The sequence below is a fragment of the Tissierella praeacuta genome, from assembly GCF_040396155.1.
Classification (GTDB): Bacteria; Bacillota; Clostridia; order Tissierellales; family Tissierellaceae; genus Tissierella; species Tissierella praeacuta_A.
The window spans coordinates 145,177-163,651 of sequence record NZ_JBEBOY010000003.1 but is presented as its reverse complement, the minus strand read 5'-3'; the positions used below and the strand labels follow the sequence as shown (position 1 = coordinate 163,651).

Here is an 18,475-nt window from a genome sequence, read left to right as displayed (position 1 = left end):
TCTTTCAAGAGAATACTCTTTATACCCTTAACTAATATTTAATATAGTATTTTTGATAAATTGCCTTATCCTTTGTCATTTCTATATCCAATATCATAGATTTTTCCTTTTCGATTATAAATCTAACAGAAAATATTTCTTTTCCATCTTCACTAATTAATAACTGATAATTTGGATATAACTCTACTGATTCACCTTCAAACTCTTCCTCAAATATGGTATTTATTTCATTATCTCTTATTTGCTTTAAATATCTTTTTATAGGTTTCTTAATATAACTATCCTCATCTACTTTAAATTCCTCAATTAACAATATATCATTGCCTATATAGTTAGAATGTATATTAATCTCATTAGGTGCTTCAAATAATAGGTTATATTGATTTGTCCTAAAATTAAATTTACCAATATAACTGGTCTTTCCAAGAAACATATCTATATCTGGACGATTTTCACTTATATCCATATCCATAAATAATAGCATTTCGTCATTGTTCTTCATTACCGTACTTATCTTATTTCCTTTACCATATATATTTAAATCAATATATTCTTCTAAATCATAATATCCTTCATTCAAAACTATCTTATATAATTTAAAATCATTATGATCCACCCAAATTAATGACTGTAAAACATCTGTATAATATATACTACCGCTTCTTTCCCCATTTTTCATAGTATAAAGCTTCTTATTTTCTCTATCATATATATATGGTCTTTTTTTCTTAAATTCTTCTTTTGTATTGATCCGTTCATTAATAATTAAATAATTTTCATTTTCCGAAAGATACTCTATAAAATATAATTTATCAGTACTATCTCCTTTTAATTTATTAACCATCTCCGTTAATTCTATTGATGGTTTAGGTTTATCCTCTTGTGTATAATCTACAACATATACTTTATCTTTCACAAAATTAATAAATTTTGTTCCAGTAGGATTATTTCCAATTAAAACAAATCCCCCATCTCCTTGAAAGTAATTATGATACTCCTTAGAGGTCTTTATTAAATTATTATGTTTATCTATTTTATATAAATATGTGATTTCAACTTCTCCCTCTGAGTCATAATTCATTCTTTTATCCTCTGAAACACTTCCATATATCTCTCCTTCATAGTAAAAAAACGGGCTAAAATAAGGCAACTCATAATTATACCTATCATCTAATATTTTTATTGGTTTAGATACTTTTACATTTTTTACTGTCTTATTATTTTGAAAGCTTATTAAATTACTTTTTTCCTTTTCTTTATCTTCCACGTTTACATCGTCTTCAATTATGACCCTTTTCACATTATCTTGTTTCTTCTCTTTACACCCAGTCAGCCCTATAGTTATGCCTAGAATTGTTATCATTAAGATTATCTTTTTATTCATCTCCCATCCCCCCTAGTTCATATCTTAGCACAAGGTTATTACAAACTAGGTTAAGGATGTTACCAAATTATTAACTTTTTGAATTTATATGTCTATAAGTTGTTACTTATCTTTTTTAATTTACATATAACTTAATAAACAGGCCTAAACTATTTTAAAAGCTTTTATGAATTCTTTTAGATTTATATGGAATACTAAATTTAACAAAACTTAGGAGGTAATATTAGTTATGAGAATTCCAAATCATATAGGTGTAATTCCAGATGGAAATAGACGTTGGGCTGTAAATCAGGGATTAACCAAAGAAAAAGGTTATAATAGCGGATTAAATCCTGGTTTAGAATTATTTAAGCTCTGTGAAAAGGTTGGGATAAAAGAAATCACTTATTATGGTTTTACAGTAGATAATACTAAAAGACCTAAGTTTCAAAGACTAGCATTTACAAAGGCATGTATTGATGCAGTAGATATGTTGTCCAAAGAAAATGCCGACCTCTTAGTATTGGGCAATACTGAATCAGATATGTTTCCAAAGGCTCTTTTGCCCTTTGCTATTAAAAGACAAAAGTTTGGAACTGGGGGAATTAAAGTTAATTTCCTAGTAAACTATGGCTGGCAATGGGATTTAAAACATTATTTCTCTAACAATGATGGAAAAGTCGATTTATTAGGAAATATTAAATCCAGGGATATATCTAGAGTGGATCTGATCATAAGATGGGGAGGTCGCAGAAGATTAAGTGGATTTTTACCTTTACAATCTGTATATTCAGATTTTTATATAATTGATGAATTCTGGCCAGATTTTCAACCAGAACATTTTTATAATGCATTAGAATGGTATAACAGTCAAGATATTACTCTCGGGGGTTAATTTTATTGCCAAATTCCTAATTAAGTGATAAAATTAATAGACTATAAAATTAGGGGGTAATACAATGAAAGATTATGGAGTTTTTGATATATTAGGTCCAGTTATGATTGGTCCTTCAAGCTCACATACTGCTGGTGCTGCCAGATTAGGTAAAATTGCCAAGGATATTGTAGGTACTGATTTTCATAAGGTAATTTTTTATTTACATGGTTCATTCGGTAAAACCTTTAAAGGTCATGGCACTGATAAAGCTTTAGTAGCAGGTATTCTTGGAATGGATCCCTCTGACGAAAAACTTAGAGATTCTTTTGAAATAGCAAAATCTAGGAATATAGAATTTGAATTTATAGAAGCCGACTTAGGCTATCAACATCCAAATACTGTAAAGATAGTTTTTAAGTTTGAAAATCAGGAGGATATTTATATTACAGGTTCATCCATTGGTGGAGGAAATATATTGATTACAGATATTAATGGAAACAAAGTAGAATTTAGTGGGGATTATCCAACTATGATTATTAAATATATAGATCAAAAAGGTGTTATATCTCGTATTAGTTCAATTTTATCAACTAATGGAATAAATATTGCAACTATGAAGGTAACAAGAGAAGAAGATATAGCAACTATGGTTGTAGAAACAGATTCAGATATTAAAGAAGAAATTATAAATGAAATCCATAAGTTAAACGAAATAATATATGTTAAAGGGATAAATCCAATCAAGAGGTGATTTTATGTTCAACAAAGCTGAAGAACTATTGAATTTGTGTAACGAAAATAATAAAAGAATATCTGAAATAGTAATTGAAAAAGAAATTAAAAATACTGATATCTCATATGATGAATTGATTCATAAAATGAAAGATAACTTATCTGTAATGAAACGTTCTGCTACATCTGCACTGAATAAGGAAGTAAAATCAGTTAGTGGATTAACAGGTGGAGATTCTAAAAAGGTTGAAGAATATAAGAATTCAGGAAATACATTAACTGGTAGTATAATAGTCTCTGCTATGGCTAAGGCTCTATCTACTTCAGAAGTAAACGCATCTATGGGAAGAATAGTTGCAGCTCCAACAGCTGGCGCTTCTGGCATTTTGCCATCAGCTGTATTATCTGCCCAAGAAAAGCTAAACCTAACAGACGACCAAGTTATCATGGGTCTTTTTACAGCTGCTGGCATTGGTGAGATTGTAGCCAAGAACGCAACTGTTTCTGGAGCAGAAGGTGGTTGTCAGGCAGAATGTGGTGTTGCCTCTGCTATGGCTGCTGCTGCTATTGTGGAAATGGCTGGTGGAAGTCCAGAGGCTTCTTTCAATGCTGCATCCTTTGCATTGGTTAATATAATGGGTCTTGTATGTGACCCCATAGGCGGTTTAGTAGAATATCCTTGTGCACTTCGTAATGCATCTGGTGTGGTAAATGCCCTTATTTCTGCTGACTTAGCATTGGCTGGAATTAAATCTTTAGTTCCTTTTGATGAAGTAGTTGAAGCTATGTATAAGGTAGGAAAATTGTTACCAGAATCATTGAGAGAAACTGCATTAGGTGGAGTTGCTACTACTCCAACAGGACAATGTTTAAAAAAGAAACTTAATATTAAATAAGATAAGAGCTTTGAAAATTCAAGGCTCTTATCTTATTGTAATGTATTTCCATTTATTTGTTTTCAACCTAATCAAAATAAGTCCCCATCTAATGGATTGATCTATAAGTACAGCTAACCAAGCTCCCATAAGCCCCATATCCATATTCAATACAAATATATAAGCTAGAGCTACTCTAATAACTAAAATCCCAATAAAAGTAGATACTAAAGTCCATACTGTATCCCCTGCACCTCGTAAACCTCCCGAAATAATCAATTGCGAACATTGAAAAGGCTGAATAAACGCCATTAGTTTTAGCACCTGTCCCGCTTCCCTGACTACTTCTTCATTATTAGTATAAAGGCTTGCTATAAACGTGCCAAAGAAGAAAAATAGAATTCCCATTGTAGCCGCTATTACAGCGCCTATTTTACCACATATCTTTATATAGGCTTCTGCCTTATCTGGTTCTTGCTCCCCTAAGCTTCGGCCTGTCAGTGTTGATGCTGATATACCAAATGCCTGACCAGGTGTAAAGGATAGATTAAGTATACTAATACAAATTTGATGAGTTGCATATGCAGTTGTACCTAACCTAGCCACTATCTTTGTAAATGCTAACAGTCCTGCTCTCATGGCAATTTGCTCTAAGGATGCTGGCAGTCCTATTTTAACTAAATTATATACAATATCATTATCTAATTTAAATCTATGCTTTAAATTTATATGAACTAAATTCTTCTCATTAAATATTATTCTCGTCAACATAATACTTGCTATTACATGGGATAAAGATGTAGATATACCTGCTCCTAATACCCCAAGCTTAGGAAAACCAAATAATCCATAAATTAAAATTGCATTTCCAACTACATTAAGTAAATTTACCTTTATATTGATTTTCATAGGTGTTTTAGTATCTCCAGCACCTCTTAAAGCTGCAAATATTGAGAAGTTAAAAGCTTGAAATATAAATCCTAAGGCAATTACCCTAAAATATCCTCTACCTATGGCAAGGGTATCGTGCCCAGCTCCTAAAAATCTCATGGTACTATCTGTCATACCTAATCCTATAAATAATATAGGGATTACCAAAAGTAATTGAGTTAATATCATAACATGTTTTACGACAGATTCTATTCTATCTTCGCGTTTTGCTCCAATATAACGGGCGACCATAGTTGTTCCCCCAGTATTTAAGGATTGCACTAAAGATAATCCTATAAATACCAATTGATTTGTAACACCTATAGCAGCTATTGATGCAGCAGTAGTAGCATTATCGCCAGATCTGCCTAGCATCATCATATCCACCATTCCAAAAAGGGTACCCATAAGTAATTCTATAAATACAGGTCCTGCTATTTTTACTATTTCATCTTTTAGATGTTTTTTGTCAAGATTAGACTCCATCCATAAATCACCTTTACTTTCTCTCCATTAATTCGATACCCTAAACATTATAACATAAACAATAAAAAAAATAAACTCTACAAAAGAGAGTTTACTTTTCTACTTATGCTATTATTTGCTCTTTGATGTTATATATTCATAAGAACTACTCTTTACATTACAGACATTTAGTTTATAATATATTCCCTTTATTATAATGATGACATGATAACTTATCAAATCTTTTTTCAATGTCTTTCTCAAAATTTAGATTATATTAAAATAAATTCATCTATCTTCTTTTGGTCTTATATTAAATCTAATAATAGCTCCCTTTGGATTATTATTTTCACCTTTAATATTTCCACCATGTTTTTCAACAATATTCTTAGATATATACATGCCTAAACCAGAATATCCCTTTTCAAAGGAACGAGATTTATCTCCCTTATAGAATTTATTAAATAGATTTTTTAAATCCTCATTACTAAATCCCTTTCCTGTATCTATAATAGAAAACTCTATGTCATCATCTTTACACAAAACAACTAATTTAACATATCCGCCTTTCTCTGTATATCTAATACTATTAGATATACAATTATCCAATACTTCTTCTATAGATTTAATATCAAATTTATCTATAAAATTACTTTTTCTTGAATCTATAATATCTATTATAAAATTAATCTCTCTTTTTTTACACAATATCTTATAATCTTTTTCTTTCAACTTTAAAAATTCTGCAATATTAATCTCCATATAATCCAAGGTAAAATTGGGATTTTCAATACTAGACACTTTATTCATATCCTGTATAAGAATCAAGGCCCTTTCACAATTTCTTTTGATTACTTTTATATAATCATTAAACTTATTCTCCTTGATTGTACCATCTATTAATGCTTCAGAATAAGTATTAATAATTGTAATAGGAGTCTTTAGATCATGAGCAATACTTGATATATTTTCCTTTCTCCTCTCTTCTAAATCCCATTGTCTTATAAGAGAATCTTTAAGATTTATCCTCATATCTTCAAAAGCACTGCAAAGTTTTGTGAATTCATTATTTTCACTATATTCAATAGTAAAATCTAGGTCCTGATTTTTTATTTTTTCTGATGCATTTAATAATATATTTACTGGCCTATTTAAATCCTTACTTAATTTTTTGGCATATACAAAAGTAAATATGATTATAAATACAAAAGGCCAGAATATCATTGAGTTATACAATAGGAACAAAAGATTACTATGAGTTTTTTGCGTACTTACTATTCTGTATCCTAATACAACGGCCCCTTTAATATCACTATTTCTATCTAAAATCGGAATTGTTCTAGTAAAAAATTTTCCATTAAAGGATTTAGCAGAGTTTATACTAATAATTACGTCTCTTTTACCTTCTATTATCTTTTTATCTAATGTTCCATATAATATATTCCCATCTATATCTAAGACTTGATAGGTTATTCCATTATGAGGTACTATTTTGTTCATTTCCCTTTCAAAACTTTTATCTAAAACAATCTCATGATTTTCATCTATTTTCCCTATTATATCTCCAATCTGTTTTTCATAGTGATTAGCTGGATATCTGACATAAGTAAATGTTACAATCCATATAAAAAGAGAAATTAGGGAACAAATTAAACTTAAAGCTAATATCTTTACAAAGGTTATTATGAATTGCTCTTTAAAGCTTTTATTTTTCATAATTTATTTCTCCCATTTATATCCTAGTCCCCAAACAGTTTCAATATATTTGTTTTCTTTATCAAGGGAACCTATCTTAAACCTAATATTTTTAATATGCTCTGTTACTGTAGAAGTATCTCCCAATCCATTATAGCCCCATATCTTATCATATATTTGATCCTTTGAAAACACTTGACCAGTGTTTAAAGCTAATAATTCTACTATTTCAAATTCTTTTTTAGTTAGATTTATATTTTCATTATTGACTCTTACATTTAACCCCTTTAGATCAATATCTAAGTTCTTGAAATTTAAAAATGTAGTGTCCTCTTTTTTTAGCTTTCTCTTTTCACGCCTTAAATGAGCTTTAACTCTGGAGACTAATTCCTTTAAACTAAAGGGTTTAGTTATATAGTCATCGCCGCCAATAGCAAATCCTTTTATCTTATCCTTTTCGCTATCCTTTGCAGATAGAAATAATATAGGACAACCTACATTATCTCTTATAAGATTGCAAACACTAAATCCATCTATATCAGGCATCATAATATCTAGAATAATTAAATCTGGTTTCTTTCTAGACATTTCAATTCCATCAAATCCATTGTAGGCAGTTAAAACATTATATCCATTTACCTCTAGGATATCAGTAATAATCCTAACTAAATCCTCTTCATCATCTATTATAAGGATAGTCTCCATAATATCTCCCCTAAATTAATATTTAAAATTATAAAGCAAAATAGATAATACATACAATATATAAACATGAGCTGGGTAGAATATATAAAATAATTTTTTCATAGATTTACCCCTTTCTCCATTATATAAAAACATGAAGATTACTGCAAAGACACTCATCCATTCATAATAATTTGTAAACATAAGTTTTAAACTAATAGGCCTAATATATGCCAATGGTATACCAATCATCCAAACTAATGTAAACATTATATAAGATGTAAATTGTAATTTCTTATTTTCATGAAATACATATAATATAAGTCCAGTTAAAATTACATATAATCCACCTTCAACCCAAAATGGAGAAGGAATAAAAGAGCATACTAGTAAATACACGCAATTAGCTGTATATATTCCCATAATTGGAATAATTATTACTTGGAAAATAATAACTAAAGCATAGCTTATTAAAAATGGAGATAATAATAGTCCAATACCTTTTAATATCTTTTTCTCTCTTATATAATCTATTCCCTTAAACATTATAATTAAAATTACAAAGGTAGAAAATATGCCATTTTCAGCATAGAATCCATCTCCTCTTTGAAGTGACTGAAATATCTGCATTAAACTCTTTATAACTGCCATAAATACAGACATAAAATATATCCTTGTAAAGTACTTTTTCCTATTTGAAGTGTGAATATATCCTTCTATCATAGTAAATAAAAACAAATCTCCTGATAATCTACCAATCCATGAAAATACAACAGGAACTTTGCCTGTAAATTTAAAAAAGTAATGAATATGGTCCAATAGCATAAATATAAGGGCCAAAAATTTAATTTGAAATCCTGTAAGTCCTCCTAAATCTTTTTTACTGTCTTCTATAATCATTTTACTTCCTCCTTATAAATAAAACTCCAACTGATATTATCCGAAGGCAATCATAAATCGTTGGATAATTTCTATATATAATTTAACATCTAAATATAAAGAATTTATAAGGTTTATGTAAAAAGTTTATCTGATGTAAGTATTCAATAATATATCTCTCATAATAGTTACTATATTTTAATTAATCTTGACATAAAAATATACTCCTCCTTGTCTTAGACAATTTTTATTGTTTTAACTTTCTACTACAAAGGGAACATATCAACTAGTTTATGCCTAATGATTGATACAATAAAAAAATAAACTCTATTAAATAGAGTTTATTTTTTTATTGTCATATTATTTGCTCTTTGATTTTATATATTCATCTATAGCTTTAGCTGCATCTTTACCAGCACCCATAGCTAAAATTACAGTAGCTGCTCCTGTTACAGCATCTCCTCCGGCAAATACACCTTCTCTTGATGTTTGTCCATTCTCATCAGCTACTATACATAGACGGTTATTTACTTCTAAGCCATCTGTAGTTGAAGAAATTAGTGGATTTGGTGATGTACCTAATGACATAATAACAGTATCTACTTCAAATTCGAATTCTGAACCTGCAATTTCTCTAGGTCTTCTTCTACCTGATGCATCTGGTTCTCCTAATTCCATTCTTACACATTTAAGAGATTTTACCCAGCCTTTTTCATCTCCAATTACTTCTATTGGATTTGTAAGAAGTTCAAATATAATTCCTTCTTCTTTAGCATGATGAACTTCTTCAGCTCTTGCTGGTAATTCAGCTTCTGTTCTTCTATATACTACATATACTTCTGCTCCAAGTCTCTTAGCAGTTCTAGCAGCATCCATAGCAACGTTTCCGCCACCAACTACAGCTACTTTTTTACCAACTTTAATTGGAGTCTCAAATTCTTCTTTAAATGCTTTCATTAGATTATTTCTAGTTAAAAACTCATTAGCTGAGAATACTCCATTAAGGTTTTCACCTGGAATATTCATAAATTTAGGAAGTCCAGCACCTGAACCTATAAATACTGCTTCAAAACCTTCTTCAAAGATTTCATCTATAGTAATAGTTCTACCAACTATAACATTAGTTTCAATTTTAACGCCTAATTTCTTTAAATTATTTATTTCATTTTTAACTACAGTATCTTTTGGAAGTCTAAATTCTGGAATACCATATACTAATACTCCTCCTGGTTCATGAAGAGCTTCAAAAATAGTTACATCATAACCTTCTTTAGCTAGCTGTCCTGCACAAGTAACACCTGCAGGGCCTGAACCTATAACAGCTACTCTATGTCCATTACTTGGTTTAGCTTTACCAACTTCAACATTATTTTCTCTAGCCCAGTCAGCTGCAAATCTCTCTAGTTTACCTATTGAAACTGCATCTCCCTTATTTCCTAAGACACATTTTTGTTCACATTGTGTTTCTTGTGGACAAACTCTACCGCAAACTGCTGGAAGAGCTGAATATTCTGCTAAAACTTGAGCAGCTTCTCCAAAGTTTCCTTCTGCTATATGTTTAATAAATCCTGGTATATCTATAGAAACTGGACAATTTCCTCTACATGCAGGCTTTTTACATTGTAAACATCTTTTTGCCTCCATTACAGCTTCTTCTTCTGTATATCCTAGACATACTTCTTCAAAATTGTGATTTCTTACTTGTGGATCTTGTTCAGCAATAGGAGTTCTCTTAAATCTATCCATTATTTTCGTCCCTCCTCTAATTTACATTTACATTTATAAGCTTCATCTTTTTCTGCTTCTTCAGTCTTATATTGACCTTGTCTTTTTAAAGCTTCATCAAAGTCAACAAGATGTCCGTCAAATTCTGGTCCATGAACACAAGCGAACTTAGTTTCATTACCTACTGTAACTCTACAAGCACCACACATACCTGTACCATCTACCATTATAGGATTAAGTGATACTATAGTAGGAATATCTAATTTTTTAGTTGTTAATGCAACAAATTTCATCATTATCATAGGTCCAATGGCAATACATACATCGTATTCTTTACCTTGATTATTCACTAATTCCTCTATGTAATTAGTAACTAGACCGTGAAATCCATATGAACCATCATCAGTTGCAACATATAAATTTCCAGCAACAGAGCGTAATTTATCCTCTAAGATAATTAAGTCTTTATTCTTTGCTCCCATGATAACATCAGCTTCTATGCCACGCTCATGTAACCATTTTACTTGAGGGTAAACAGGAGCTGTACCAACTCCACCAGCTACAAATAACATTTTCTTTTTCTTTAAATCTTCTATGTTTTCATTTACATATTCTGATGGAACTCCTAAAGGTCCAACAAAGTCCTTTACGGAATCACCTTTTTCTAATAAAGCAAGTTTCTTAGTGGAACTACCCATAGATTGAACAACTATTTGTACTGTTCCCTTTTCCTTATCATAGTCACAGATTGTTAGAGGTACTCTTTCACCTGTTTCATCAGCGATTACAATAACAAATTGTCCTGGATTAGCAGAACTCGCTACTCTTGGTGCCAAAATATCCATTGAGAAAATATTTGGAGCAAGAATTTCTTTTTCTACAATTTTATACAATTGTATTTCCCCCCTATAATATAATTATTTAGTTTTATTTTGTTACTTTATACTAGATTAATATAAATTCGTTTCAATAAAATATTAACATATTAAGATGCTTAATACAATCAAATACTTTAAAATTTAAATATAAGATTATATTGAAATAAATTATATATATGATTTTATCTTTGAAAACTATTATTTATAAATTATTTTCAAAAGTATTTAATATATTTTCAATAAATTCCTTAATTTTAAGTTCATTATATGCTTCTATTCCAGATTCAAGGGTTTTATATTCCCAGCTTTCTTCATCATAGCTTGTAATTGCCACCTTATAGTTTCTCTTAACTCCATTTATTTCTCTATAGAATCCGTTAAAGTTATTATTTTCTTTACTATACATAACCCTATATAATTCATCTTTTATTTCTACTTCCTCATTTTGAATATGATTATAATCTTCATATTGATATTCTAATATTATAGATTTTTCTAAATTCTCAACTTTTTCTTCTATACCAAACATTATTTTCATCTTTTTTCCATAGGTATTAAAGAATGTAAAATCTATATCGCTTATATTCTCTAATTTAGGCTCTATTGTATAAATCTTATCTAATTCAGGGTTGTCAACATAAGATATCAAACTATCTCTTACATCTATATTCCCTAATTCATATTGCCCTAAATTATATATTGATGAAAACTCTGGATAGATGGTATAAAGATCTTCAAAATTATCACCTTCATGTGATTTATAAAATGATATACAATCATTTCTTACTAATACTTCTTGATCTTCAATTTCCATATATTTATATTGATTAAATTCTAATTTTTCCTTATTTCTTGCTTCATTTCTTGCTTCATCTATCTTTTTCATAATCTCAGGTATATCATCTGATATTTCTGTGTTTTCTACATCATCTTTAGGAAGATCATAATTTTTATGTGAATTTTCTATTATGAATTTTACTATAGTATCAGATAGCTTCTCTATATACCCTATATGCACCTTATCAATATCATCTTCTAAACTATGGATTATTGAATTAAGCCCTTCTTGTGATAGCCCTATTGCATTTATATTATTATTTAAAAATATTATATGATCACTTCCACTTACAGTAAGTTTCTTATCTACTGATATGTCAAATTCATTATCTTTAAAGTCTTTAGATAGTTCCTCTACAAGCTCATTTTCTTCACTATATCCATCTATTAATAATCTACCACCATCTTTTATCCCTACACAGTCTATATTTATATTATATAAATTATTATATTTATCTGCTATCTCCTTAACAAATGGTATACTCCCTTGAAATCCAGAGTCTTCTCCATTAAATGCACATATAATTATATCCTGTTTGAAGTTTTCACTTTTAGAATGTTCCTTTAGTTTTTCTGCTATATCTAATAAAGCAGATACTCCTGTCCCATTATCTATGGCACCTCTCCATATGAGATCTTCCTTGCTACCTACATGATCAAAATGAGCTGTTATAACTATGGCATTTTCTCTATTTTCACCTGGTATAATTCCCACTACATTATGCTCCGAAAACTCTTCTTCAAGGGATTCTATTTCAAACTTTATATCTATTTCTTCCACTTCTTTTTCCTTAACTTTATTGTATATATTGTGGCTTATTTGAATCTTTGGAATTGACTTCCCCCCTGTGGCAAAGACGTTTCTTTTAAAAGACTTATGAGGAATTAGAAGTCCTCCAGCTTTATGCTCTTCATATACTAGGCCATCTTCATCCTCTAACAGCAAAAATTTATTTTCTATATCCTCATCGTTATTATCTAAAGCTATTTTTCCCTTGAAATTTATATTGGTTCTATCATTTTCTAGGAAATCCTTTCCATACTGGCAATTTAATATTTCTCCATCTGTAAATTTGATAATCATATTGTAGTTTTCTTTTTTAACTTTATTTCCTGAATGCAAATATTCAAAGGAATAATTATCTCCATAGGTTTCTAATCCCATTTCCTCAAATTTATCCTTTATATAATCTTGAGCAACTTTATTTCCCTGTGTTCCCGGTAATCTACCATCACATTCATCAGAAGTCAAAAATTCTAGCACTGATTTTATTGATGAATCTTTTGATGAATTAGAGGTATCAGTATAAGAACAAGAAGTAATTAAATAAACTAAAATAATTGAAATTAAAAATATAAATGTAAACCTTCTATTTTTATTAATCATATGTATCTCCTCTTTCCTTATATCTTGATTATCTTATAATAGCGAAATGGGGACTCTTTTGAGTCCCCATTTACTATCTTAGTATATGCTCATATCCTGAAACCCACACTTCGCTGTCTTATGTCAGTGAAGGAACAATAACTGCATCGATATCCAGTTTCATTTATTATAGTATAGTTTTTATGATTATATCTATATGCCTCTTGTATATCACAATCACATCTTGTAGTCCCAGCATTTTCTCTGTACTCTCTCTCAATATAGGTTAAATATCCATACTCACATCTTCCACATGTAATAGCTCTTAGAGCATTATTTGGCTTGTTTTCTTCTGCAAAAGCATTAATAAGTGAAAAAATTGATAGTATCATCATTAATGAAAGTGCTAATAATAATCGCCTTTTCCCATTATTCTTTAGCATTAATTTCACTTACCTTCATATTTAATATGTAGCTATGTATATATGGTATCACTATTGTTAAAAGCTTGTCAATATGTTTTAAGGAAATTTAATATTAAAAAACTGTCAAAATTCTATATATTTCGACAGTTTTTTACCAAGATTATTATTTAATAGAGTTCATTCTACTTCTAACCATAGATTCTATTAATTCTACCTTCTCTTTTGATCTAACCATATCCATATCTTTGGAATAAATATATAATTTTATCTTAGGTTCTGTCCCTGAAGGCCTTATGGCATACCAGGAGCCATCATCTAAATAATATTTTAAAACATTTGATTTAGGATTACTAGTATCATCTAATAAATAATCTATAGTTTTAGTAAGTTTTATACCATTAAAGTCTGTTATAGGCTCTTTTCTAAACTCTTCCATCATTCTGCCTATTCTTTGACTACCTTCTAATCCCTCTAATACTATAGAAATAAGTTTTTCCTTATAATATCCGTGTTCTTCATAGAGATCTTCCAATACATCTAATAGAGATTTTCCTTGTTTTTTATAAAATCCTGCCATTTCTGCTATAAACATAGAGGTGTTTACTGCATCCTTATCCCTTACCATAGTTCCATATACATATCCTATACTTTCTTCATATCCAAAAATAAAAGTATGCTCTCCTGTATTATCAAATTCATTAGCCTTACCACAAATATTTTTAAATCCAGTTAAAGTTTCTATAGTTTCCACATTATATTTTTTAGCTATGACTTTGCTTAAATCTCCAGTAACTATAGATTTAACTATAACACCATTTTTAGGAATACTATTTAATCTATATCTTTGGGATAATATATAGTTTACTAATAGTACTCCTGCTTGATTGCCGTTAATAAATTTAAATTCTCCATCCTCATCCCTTACCATCATGGCTACCCTGTCACAATCTGGATCAGTTGCTATAATTAATTCTGCATCTTCTTTTTTTCCCAATATTTTAGCATAATCAAATGCCTTTACATCTTCTGGATTTGGATATCCTACAGTTGTAAAATTAGGATCTGGATTTTCCTGCTCTGGCACTACAATTATATTAGTAAATCCTCTTTTCTCTAGTATTCTTCTCACCGGAATATTTCCAGTACCATTAAGAGGTGTATATATAATTCTTATATCCTTATCTATATCGTCATTGAGAGTTAGACTAAGCAAGTCCTTATCATAATCATCATCGATTTCCTTACCTATATATTCGATCAATCCCTTACTTTGGGCTTCATCTAAATCCATAAGCTTTATCTCTGAAAAGTTTTTTATGTTTTTTATTTCCATAAGGATTTCATCTGCAATATCATCTAATATTTGAGAACCTTCTTCCCAATATACCTTATATCCATTATAATCTTTTGGATTATGACTAGCTGTAATCACTATTCCTGATATAGTTTTCAGATTTCTTATAGTATAAGATAATACTGGTGTTGGCCTAATGTCTTTAAAAAGATAGACTTTAACTCCATTAGCAGCTAATACCCTAGCGGCCATTTCAGCAAATTTATCTGAATAATGCCTAACATCATAGGCAATAGCTACTCCCTTATTCATAGCTTCCTTACCTCTATTTACTATGGTTTTAGCTAATCCTTGGGTAGCTAGTGAAACAGTATATCTATTCATTCTATTAGTTCCAGCACCTATTTTTCCTCTTAATCCAGCTGTACCAAAAGATAAATCAGCATAAAATCTATCCTCAATTTCCTTATTATCAGTAATACTTTTTAGCTCCATTTTAGTATCTTCATCAAAATAATCATTTTCTAGCCAATAATTGTATTTTTCTCTATAATCCATAAAATCACCTCTATATTTAATTTAATTTTTATCAGTTGATTATATTTTATTGGTTATTAATTGATTTGTCTATACTTATAGATATTAAAGTTAATTACAAAAGCATTCCTCGAATATTATTTAATTCTTGGAATGCTTCTACTTATATTAAGAGGTTAGTATACTATCATCCTTAATTCTACAATTAAAATATATTGCAAATTTCATTTTTCACTTCACTTTATTAGTCTGTTAATAACATATATGGACTATCTTCTTTTGTATTTCTCCATTTTTTAAAAAAGTTTTCTAATATTCGATTTACTTCTACAATCGATAAGTTATCATTTGGCTGTGGTGGATTTTCTGATGAGACCATATTTTCTACTACAATCTTTATATCATCTCTCAATTGTTCTAAATATTCAATTTCATTTTCTGAAACAAATTTATCATTTAACACTCCATATATCTGCACACCATTGACCCCTATCTCTGTATCCAATAAAGTCTCAGCAATAAAATCAAATGATGTAATACCTGGATAATAAATAGGTTTTTCAAAATAAATACCATTTTGATGAATTATAGTATTTAGCTTAAATAACTCTATAGCTAAATTAGTTAATAATTTACTCTTTTCTTCATCTAGATTAATATCATTATTCAATATTATCTTATCTAAAATACTTAATGAAGAATAAAGATTAGAATAAACATTATTTATTACTATTTTTCTCGCCCTTTTTTGATTTCTAAAATTTTTTATATTAAGTCTCAAAGAAAATATTAGCACCAGTATTACAAATAAACAAAATAAATTTTTTTTATCTTTCATTAATACCCTCCTCCATTTATATTTTATAGGAATATTAACATATAATAGTATTTTTAGCAACTATTGTAATATATTAATAAACATTAAAGCAAAAAGACCACTATCGTATCAAGTTTAGTGGCCTTTCTATTATTGTATTTAAGTAAAATATAAATATGATATCAACAAAAAAACACTATAAGCTATGTCTAATTTTTGCTCTATATACCCATCTCCAATCATAAGTGTGATTATAAATTTGTCCTTCAAGTAAGAAATACTCACCCTTCATAGTTAAATATCCAGATCCAGAGTTTATTGAAATAGCTCGAACAACTTTATTATTATACTTTTCTTTTTGCCCGTTATAAGAATTTACATAAATAAATGCACTCTCATAATCTTGGGTTTCATGTGTATTTAAAGCATTCCATATATCATTAGGTGTTGATAAGTAGTGAACCATTGCACTCATTGCATCTAAGTATCTTGGTCGTCTCCCCATAGAGCCACTCGTAAGTCTTCTTATAAACACAGATTCATTTTTTAATTTTCCTAAGCCAAGCTCTACATTGGAATATTGCGGCGCCCAATTATAATTCATTACAGAAACTATGTCCGTATATTTATCATATGATAAAATCATTCCATTAACTATTTCCACTTGAATATTTCCATAAATTTTTGTTTCGTGTGCTACAAAATCCATAAAACCAATATGAATTAATAGTTCATCTGGACCATTTCTTGTAGTATACGCAGAAATCTCAAAACCATCACCCTGTAGATTTTCCCAACCGCTGTAATTAAAAATTTTTTTCTCAACATGATAATCACTTAACTTTACTTCACCATCTTTTTCTAAGTCTGAAAAAAAGGTATCCCAGTCACGAAATCTTGTTGAAGTTCTAATAGAAATCTGATCAGTATTCCCAGTCTTCTCTTTACCATCCTTAGTAGCAACATATGCTTTAACTTCAAGCTCATCTTCTCTAAGTGGAAGTTCTTTATATCCATTTAATGAAACTTCTTCTAGCTCATTATCCATGATTTTATTTTCTTTATGCATATCCAAAGGCCTGTCTAAAGATTCGATCTCAACATGAAGAATCATCCCTAGCTATCTCATTAAACAATTCTTCTATATTAGAAGACTCAATACCATTTACATTGTCAATAGCTATTGTTGCTTCCATAAAATTCTCTTTTGCGTACACATTGTTAAAAGGTAGTATAGTGAGCATAATAACTATCACTATTATTTTTTTTATTATTTTCATAATAAATCCTCCTTAAATTTTTTTGATTTGCAAAGGTAATATAAAAATTTCTCATTTAAATACATAATACTTTTTTGACTTCAATAAATTTTATAAATCATAATAAACCAAAGGGTAGATTCAGAATAATATTTTGGACTCTTGCTTTTCCCCCCCCTTTTTAACATATTTAAAATTAAATAATTGACTCTCTTATATGCAAGATAATGAAATTATGATAAAATACCATCCTCTTTTAGTTCTATAAGTTTAATTATTAAATATTTTTGATCTTAACATTTTAGATACTCTTATACATTAGATATATACATCTTGCATAGGATTGCCCCATTGGTTTTGGACAAATCTCACAAGTATTTCATTCATCATAATATTTTATTTGTCCTTGATTTATAGTACATTAATTTTTATCCTCATCAAGAATAGAATACAAATTTTTGCTACCACATATTCTTGAATTCAGTTGGATATTAATGTATTTGACTTTTAAAAGCAAAATCATATTAAAATTTTATTATAAGTTTTTAATACTTATATACTGCCTCTAAGTTTCAACATAGATTTTAAATTCACACCTTAACAGACATCAATTTGTTAATATTTTTATATAAAATCTCAAAACAGTGAAACATTAACTGAAATCAAAATATCTCTTCTTCTTATTACTTTAATCTCCAGAAAAGATATTTTAATTATTATTTTTAATACTAGCATTCCTAATTATCTAAATTATATGGTTTATTTAGAACATAATCAAGGAATTTAGCCCACTATTTTCCAGCATATTTCTACATATCATATTATATTCTGCCAAAA

General features: G+C 29.0%; 14 protein-coding genes and 1 pseudogene. 3 read left to right on the top strand and 12 right to left on the bottom strand.

The genetic code is table 11. The annotated features are described in order from the left end of the window. Positions 1 to 31: 31 nt before the first annotated feature. Positions 32 to 1,384 (bottom strand): hypothetical protein, encoded by a 1,353-nt coding sequence (locus tag ABWP20_RS02910; RefSeq protein ID WP_353093558.1) that lies wholly within the window; start codon positions 1,382 to 1,384, stop codon positions 32 to 34. A 229-nt stretch (positions 1,385 to 1,613) separates the two neighbouring features. On the opposite strand from ABWP20_RS02910, the gene ABWP20_RS02905 reads away from it, so the two are divergent. The 3 genes from ABWP20_RS02905 (at position 1,614) to sdaAA (ending at position 3,868) form a co-directional block, all read left to right on the top strand. After that, positions 1,614 to 2,258 (top strand): undecaprenyl diphosphate synthase family protein, encoded by a 645-nt coding sequence (locus tag ABWP20_RS02905; protein WP_353093556.1) that lies wholly within the window; start codon positions 1,614 to 1,616, stop codon positions 2,256 to 2,258. Positions 2,259 to 2,322: 64 nt separating this feature from the next. Further along, on the top strand, positions 2,323 to 2,991 hold the full coding sequence (gene sdaAB / locus ABWP20_RS02900; RefSeq protein ID WP_353093554.1) for an L-serine ammonia-lyase, iron-sulfur-dependent subunit beta: 669 nt from the start codon (positions 2,323 to 2,325) through the stop codon (positions 2,989 to 2,991). Between the two features lie 4 nt (positions 2,992 to 2,995). Next, a complete protein-coding gene (gene sdaAA / locus ABWP20_RS02895) occupies positions 2,996 to 3,868 on the top strand; it encodes an L-serine ammonia-lyase, iron-sulfur-dependent, subunit alpha (protein WP_353093552.1) in 873 nt (290 codons plus the stop codon). A gap of 27 nt (positions 3,869 to 3,895) precedes the next feature. Here the strand turns inward: sdaAA and ABWP20_RS02890 are convergent, their stop codons facing one another. The 11 genes and pseudogenes from ABWP20_RS02890 to ABWP20_RS02835 form a co-directional block, all read right to left on the bottom strand. Beyond that, positions 3,896 to 5,263, bottom strand: coding sequence for an MATE family efflux transporter (locus tag ABWP20_RS02890; RefSeq protein ID WP_353093550.1), 1,368 nt, complete (start codon positions 5,261 to 5,263; stop codon positions 3,896 to 3,898). 267 nt (positions 5,264 to 5,530) lie between these two features. Continuing rightward, positions 5,531 to 6,958: a sensor histidine kinase gene (locus ABWP20_RS02885; protein ID WP_353093548.1), complete on the bottom strand. Its 1,428-nt coding sequence runs from the start codon at positions 6,956 to 6,958 to the stop codon at positions 5,531 to 5,533. Between the two features lie 3 nt (positions 6,959 to 6,961). After that, complete coding sequence (locus ABWP20_RS02880) at positions 6,962 to 7,642, bottom strand: response regulator transcription factor (RefSeq protein WP_353093546.1); 681 nt, start codon at positions 7,640 to 7,642, stop codon at positions 6,962 to 6,964. A 15-nt stretch (positions 7,643 to 7,657) separates the two neighbouring features. Further along, a complete protein-coding gene (locus tag ABWP20_RS02875) occupies positions 7,658 to 8,521 on the bottom strand; it encodes a TraX family protein (protein ID WP_353093544.1) in 864 nt (287 codons plus the stop codon). Positions 8,522 to 8,860: 339 nt separating this feature from the next. Then, positions 8,861 to 11,118 (bottom strand): annotated as a pseudogene (locus ABWP20_RS18445) (bifunctional dihydroorotate dehydrogenase B NAD binding subunit/NADPH-dependent glutamate synthase). A gap of 187 nt (positions 11,119 to 11,305) precedes the next feature. Then, on the bottom strand, positions 11,306 to 13,327 hold the full coding sequence (locus tag ABWP20_RS02860) for a M28 family metallopeptidase (RefSeq protein WP_353093540.1): 2,022 nt from the start codon (positions 13,325 to 13,327) through the stop codon (positions 11,306 to 11,308). Positions 13,328 to 13,416: 89 nt separating this feature from the next. Beyond that, a complete protein-coding gene (locus ABWP20_RS02855) occupies positions 13,417 to 13,749 on the bottom strand; it encodes a hypothetical protein (protein WP_353093538.1) in 333 nt (110 codons plus the stop codon). Positions 13,750 to 13,894: 145 nt separating this feature from the next. Then, positions 13,895 to 15,583 (bottom strand): phospho-sugar mutase, encoded by a 1,689-nt coding sequence (locus tag ABWP20_RS02850; protein WP_353093536.1) that lies wholly within the window; start codon positions 15,581 to 15,583, stop codon positions 13,895 to 13,897. 223 nt (positions 15,584 to 15,806) lie between these two features. After that, complete coding sequence (locus ABWP20_RS02845; protein ID WP_353093534.1) at positions 15,807 to 16,400, bottom strand: hypothetical protein; 594 nt, start codon at positions 16,398 to 16,400, stop codon at positions 15,807 to 15,809. A gap of 175 nt (positions 16,401 to 16,575) precedes the next feature. After that, positions 16,576 to 17,493, bottom strand: coding sequence for a hypothetical protein (locus ABWP20_RS02840; protein ID WP_353093532.1), 918 nt, complete (start codon positions 17,491 to 17,493; stop codon positions 16,576 to 16,578). After that, positions 17,477 to 17,659, bottom strand: coding sequence for a hypothetical protein (locus ABWP20_RS02835; protein WP_353093530.1), 183 nt, complete (start codon positions 17,657 to 17,659; stop codon positions 17,477 to 17,479). Before ABWP20_RS02835 ends, ABWP20_RS02840 begins: the two co-directional genes overlap by 17 nt. Positions 17,660 to 18,475 lie beyond the last annotated feature (816 nt).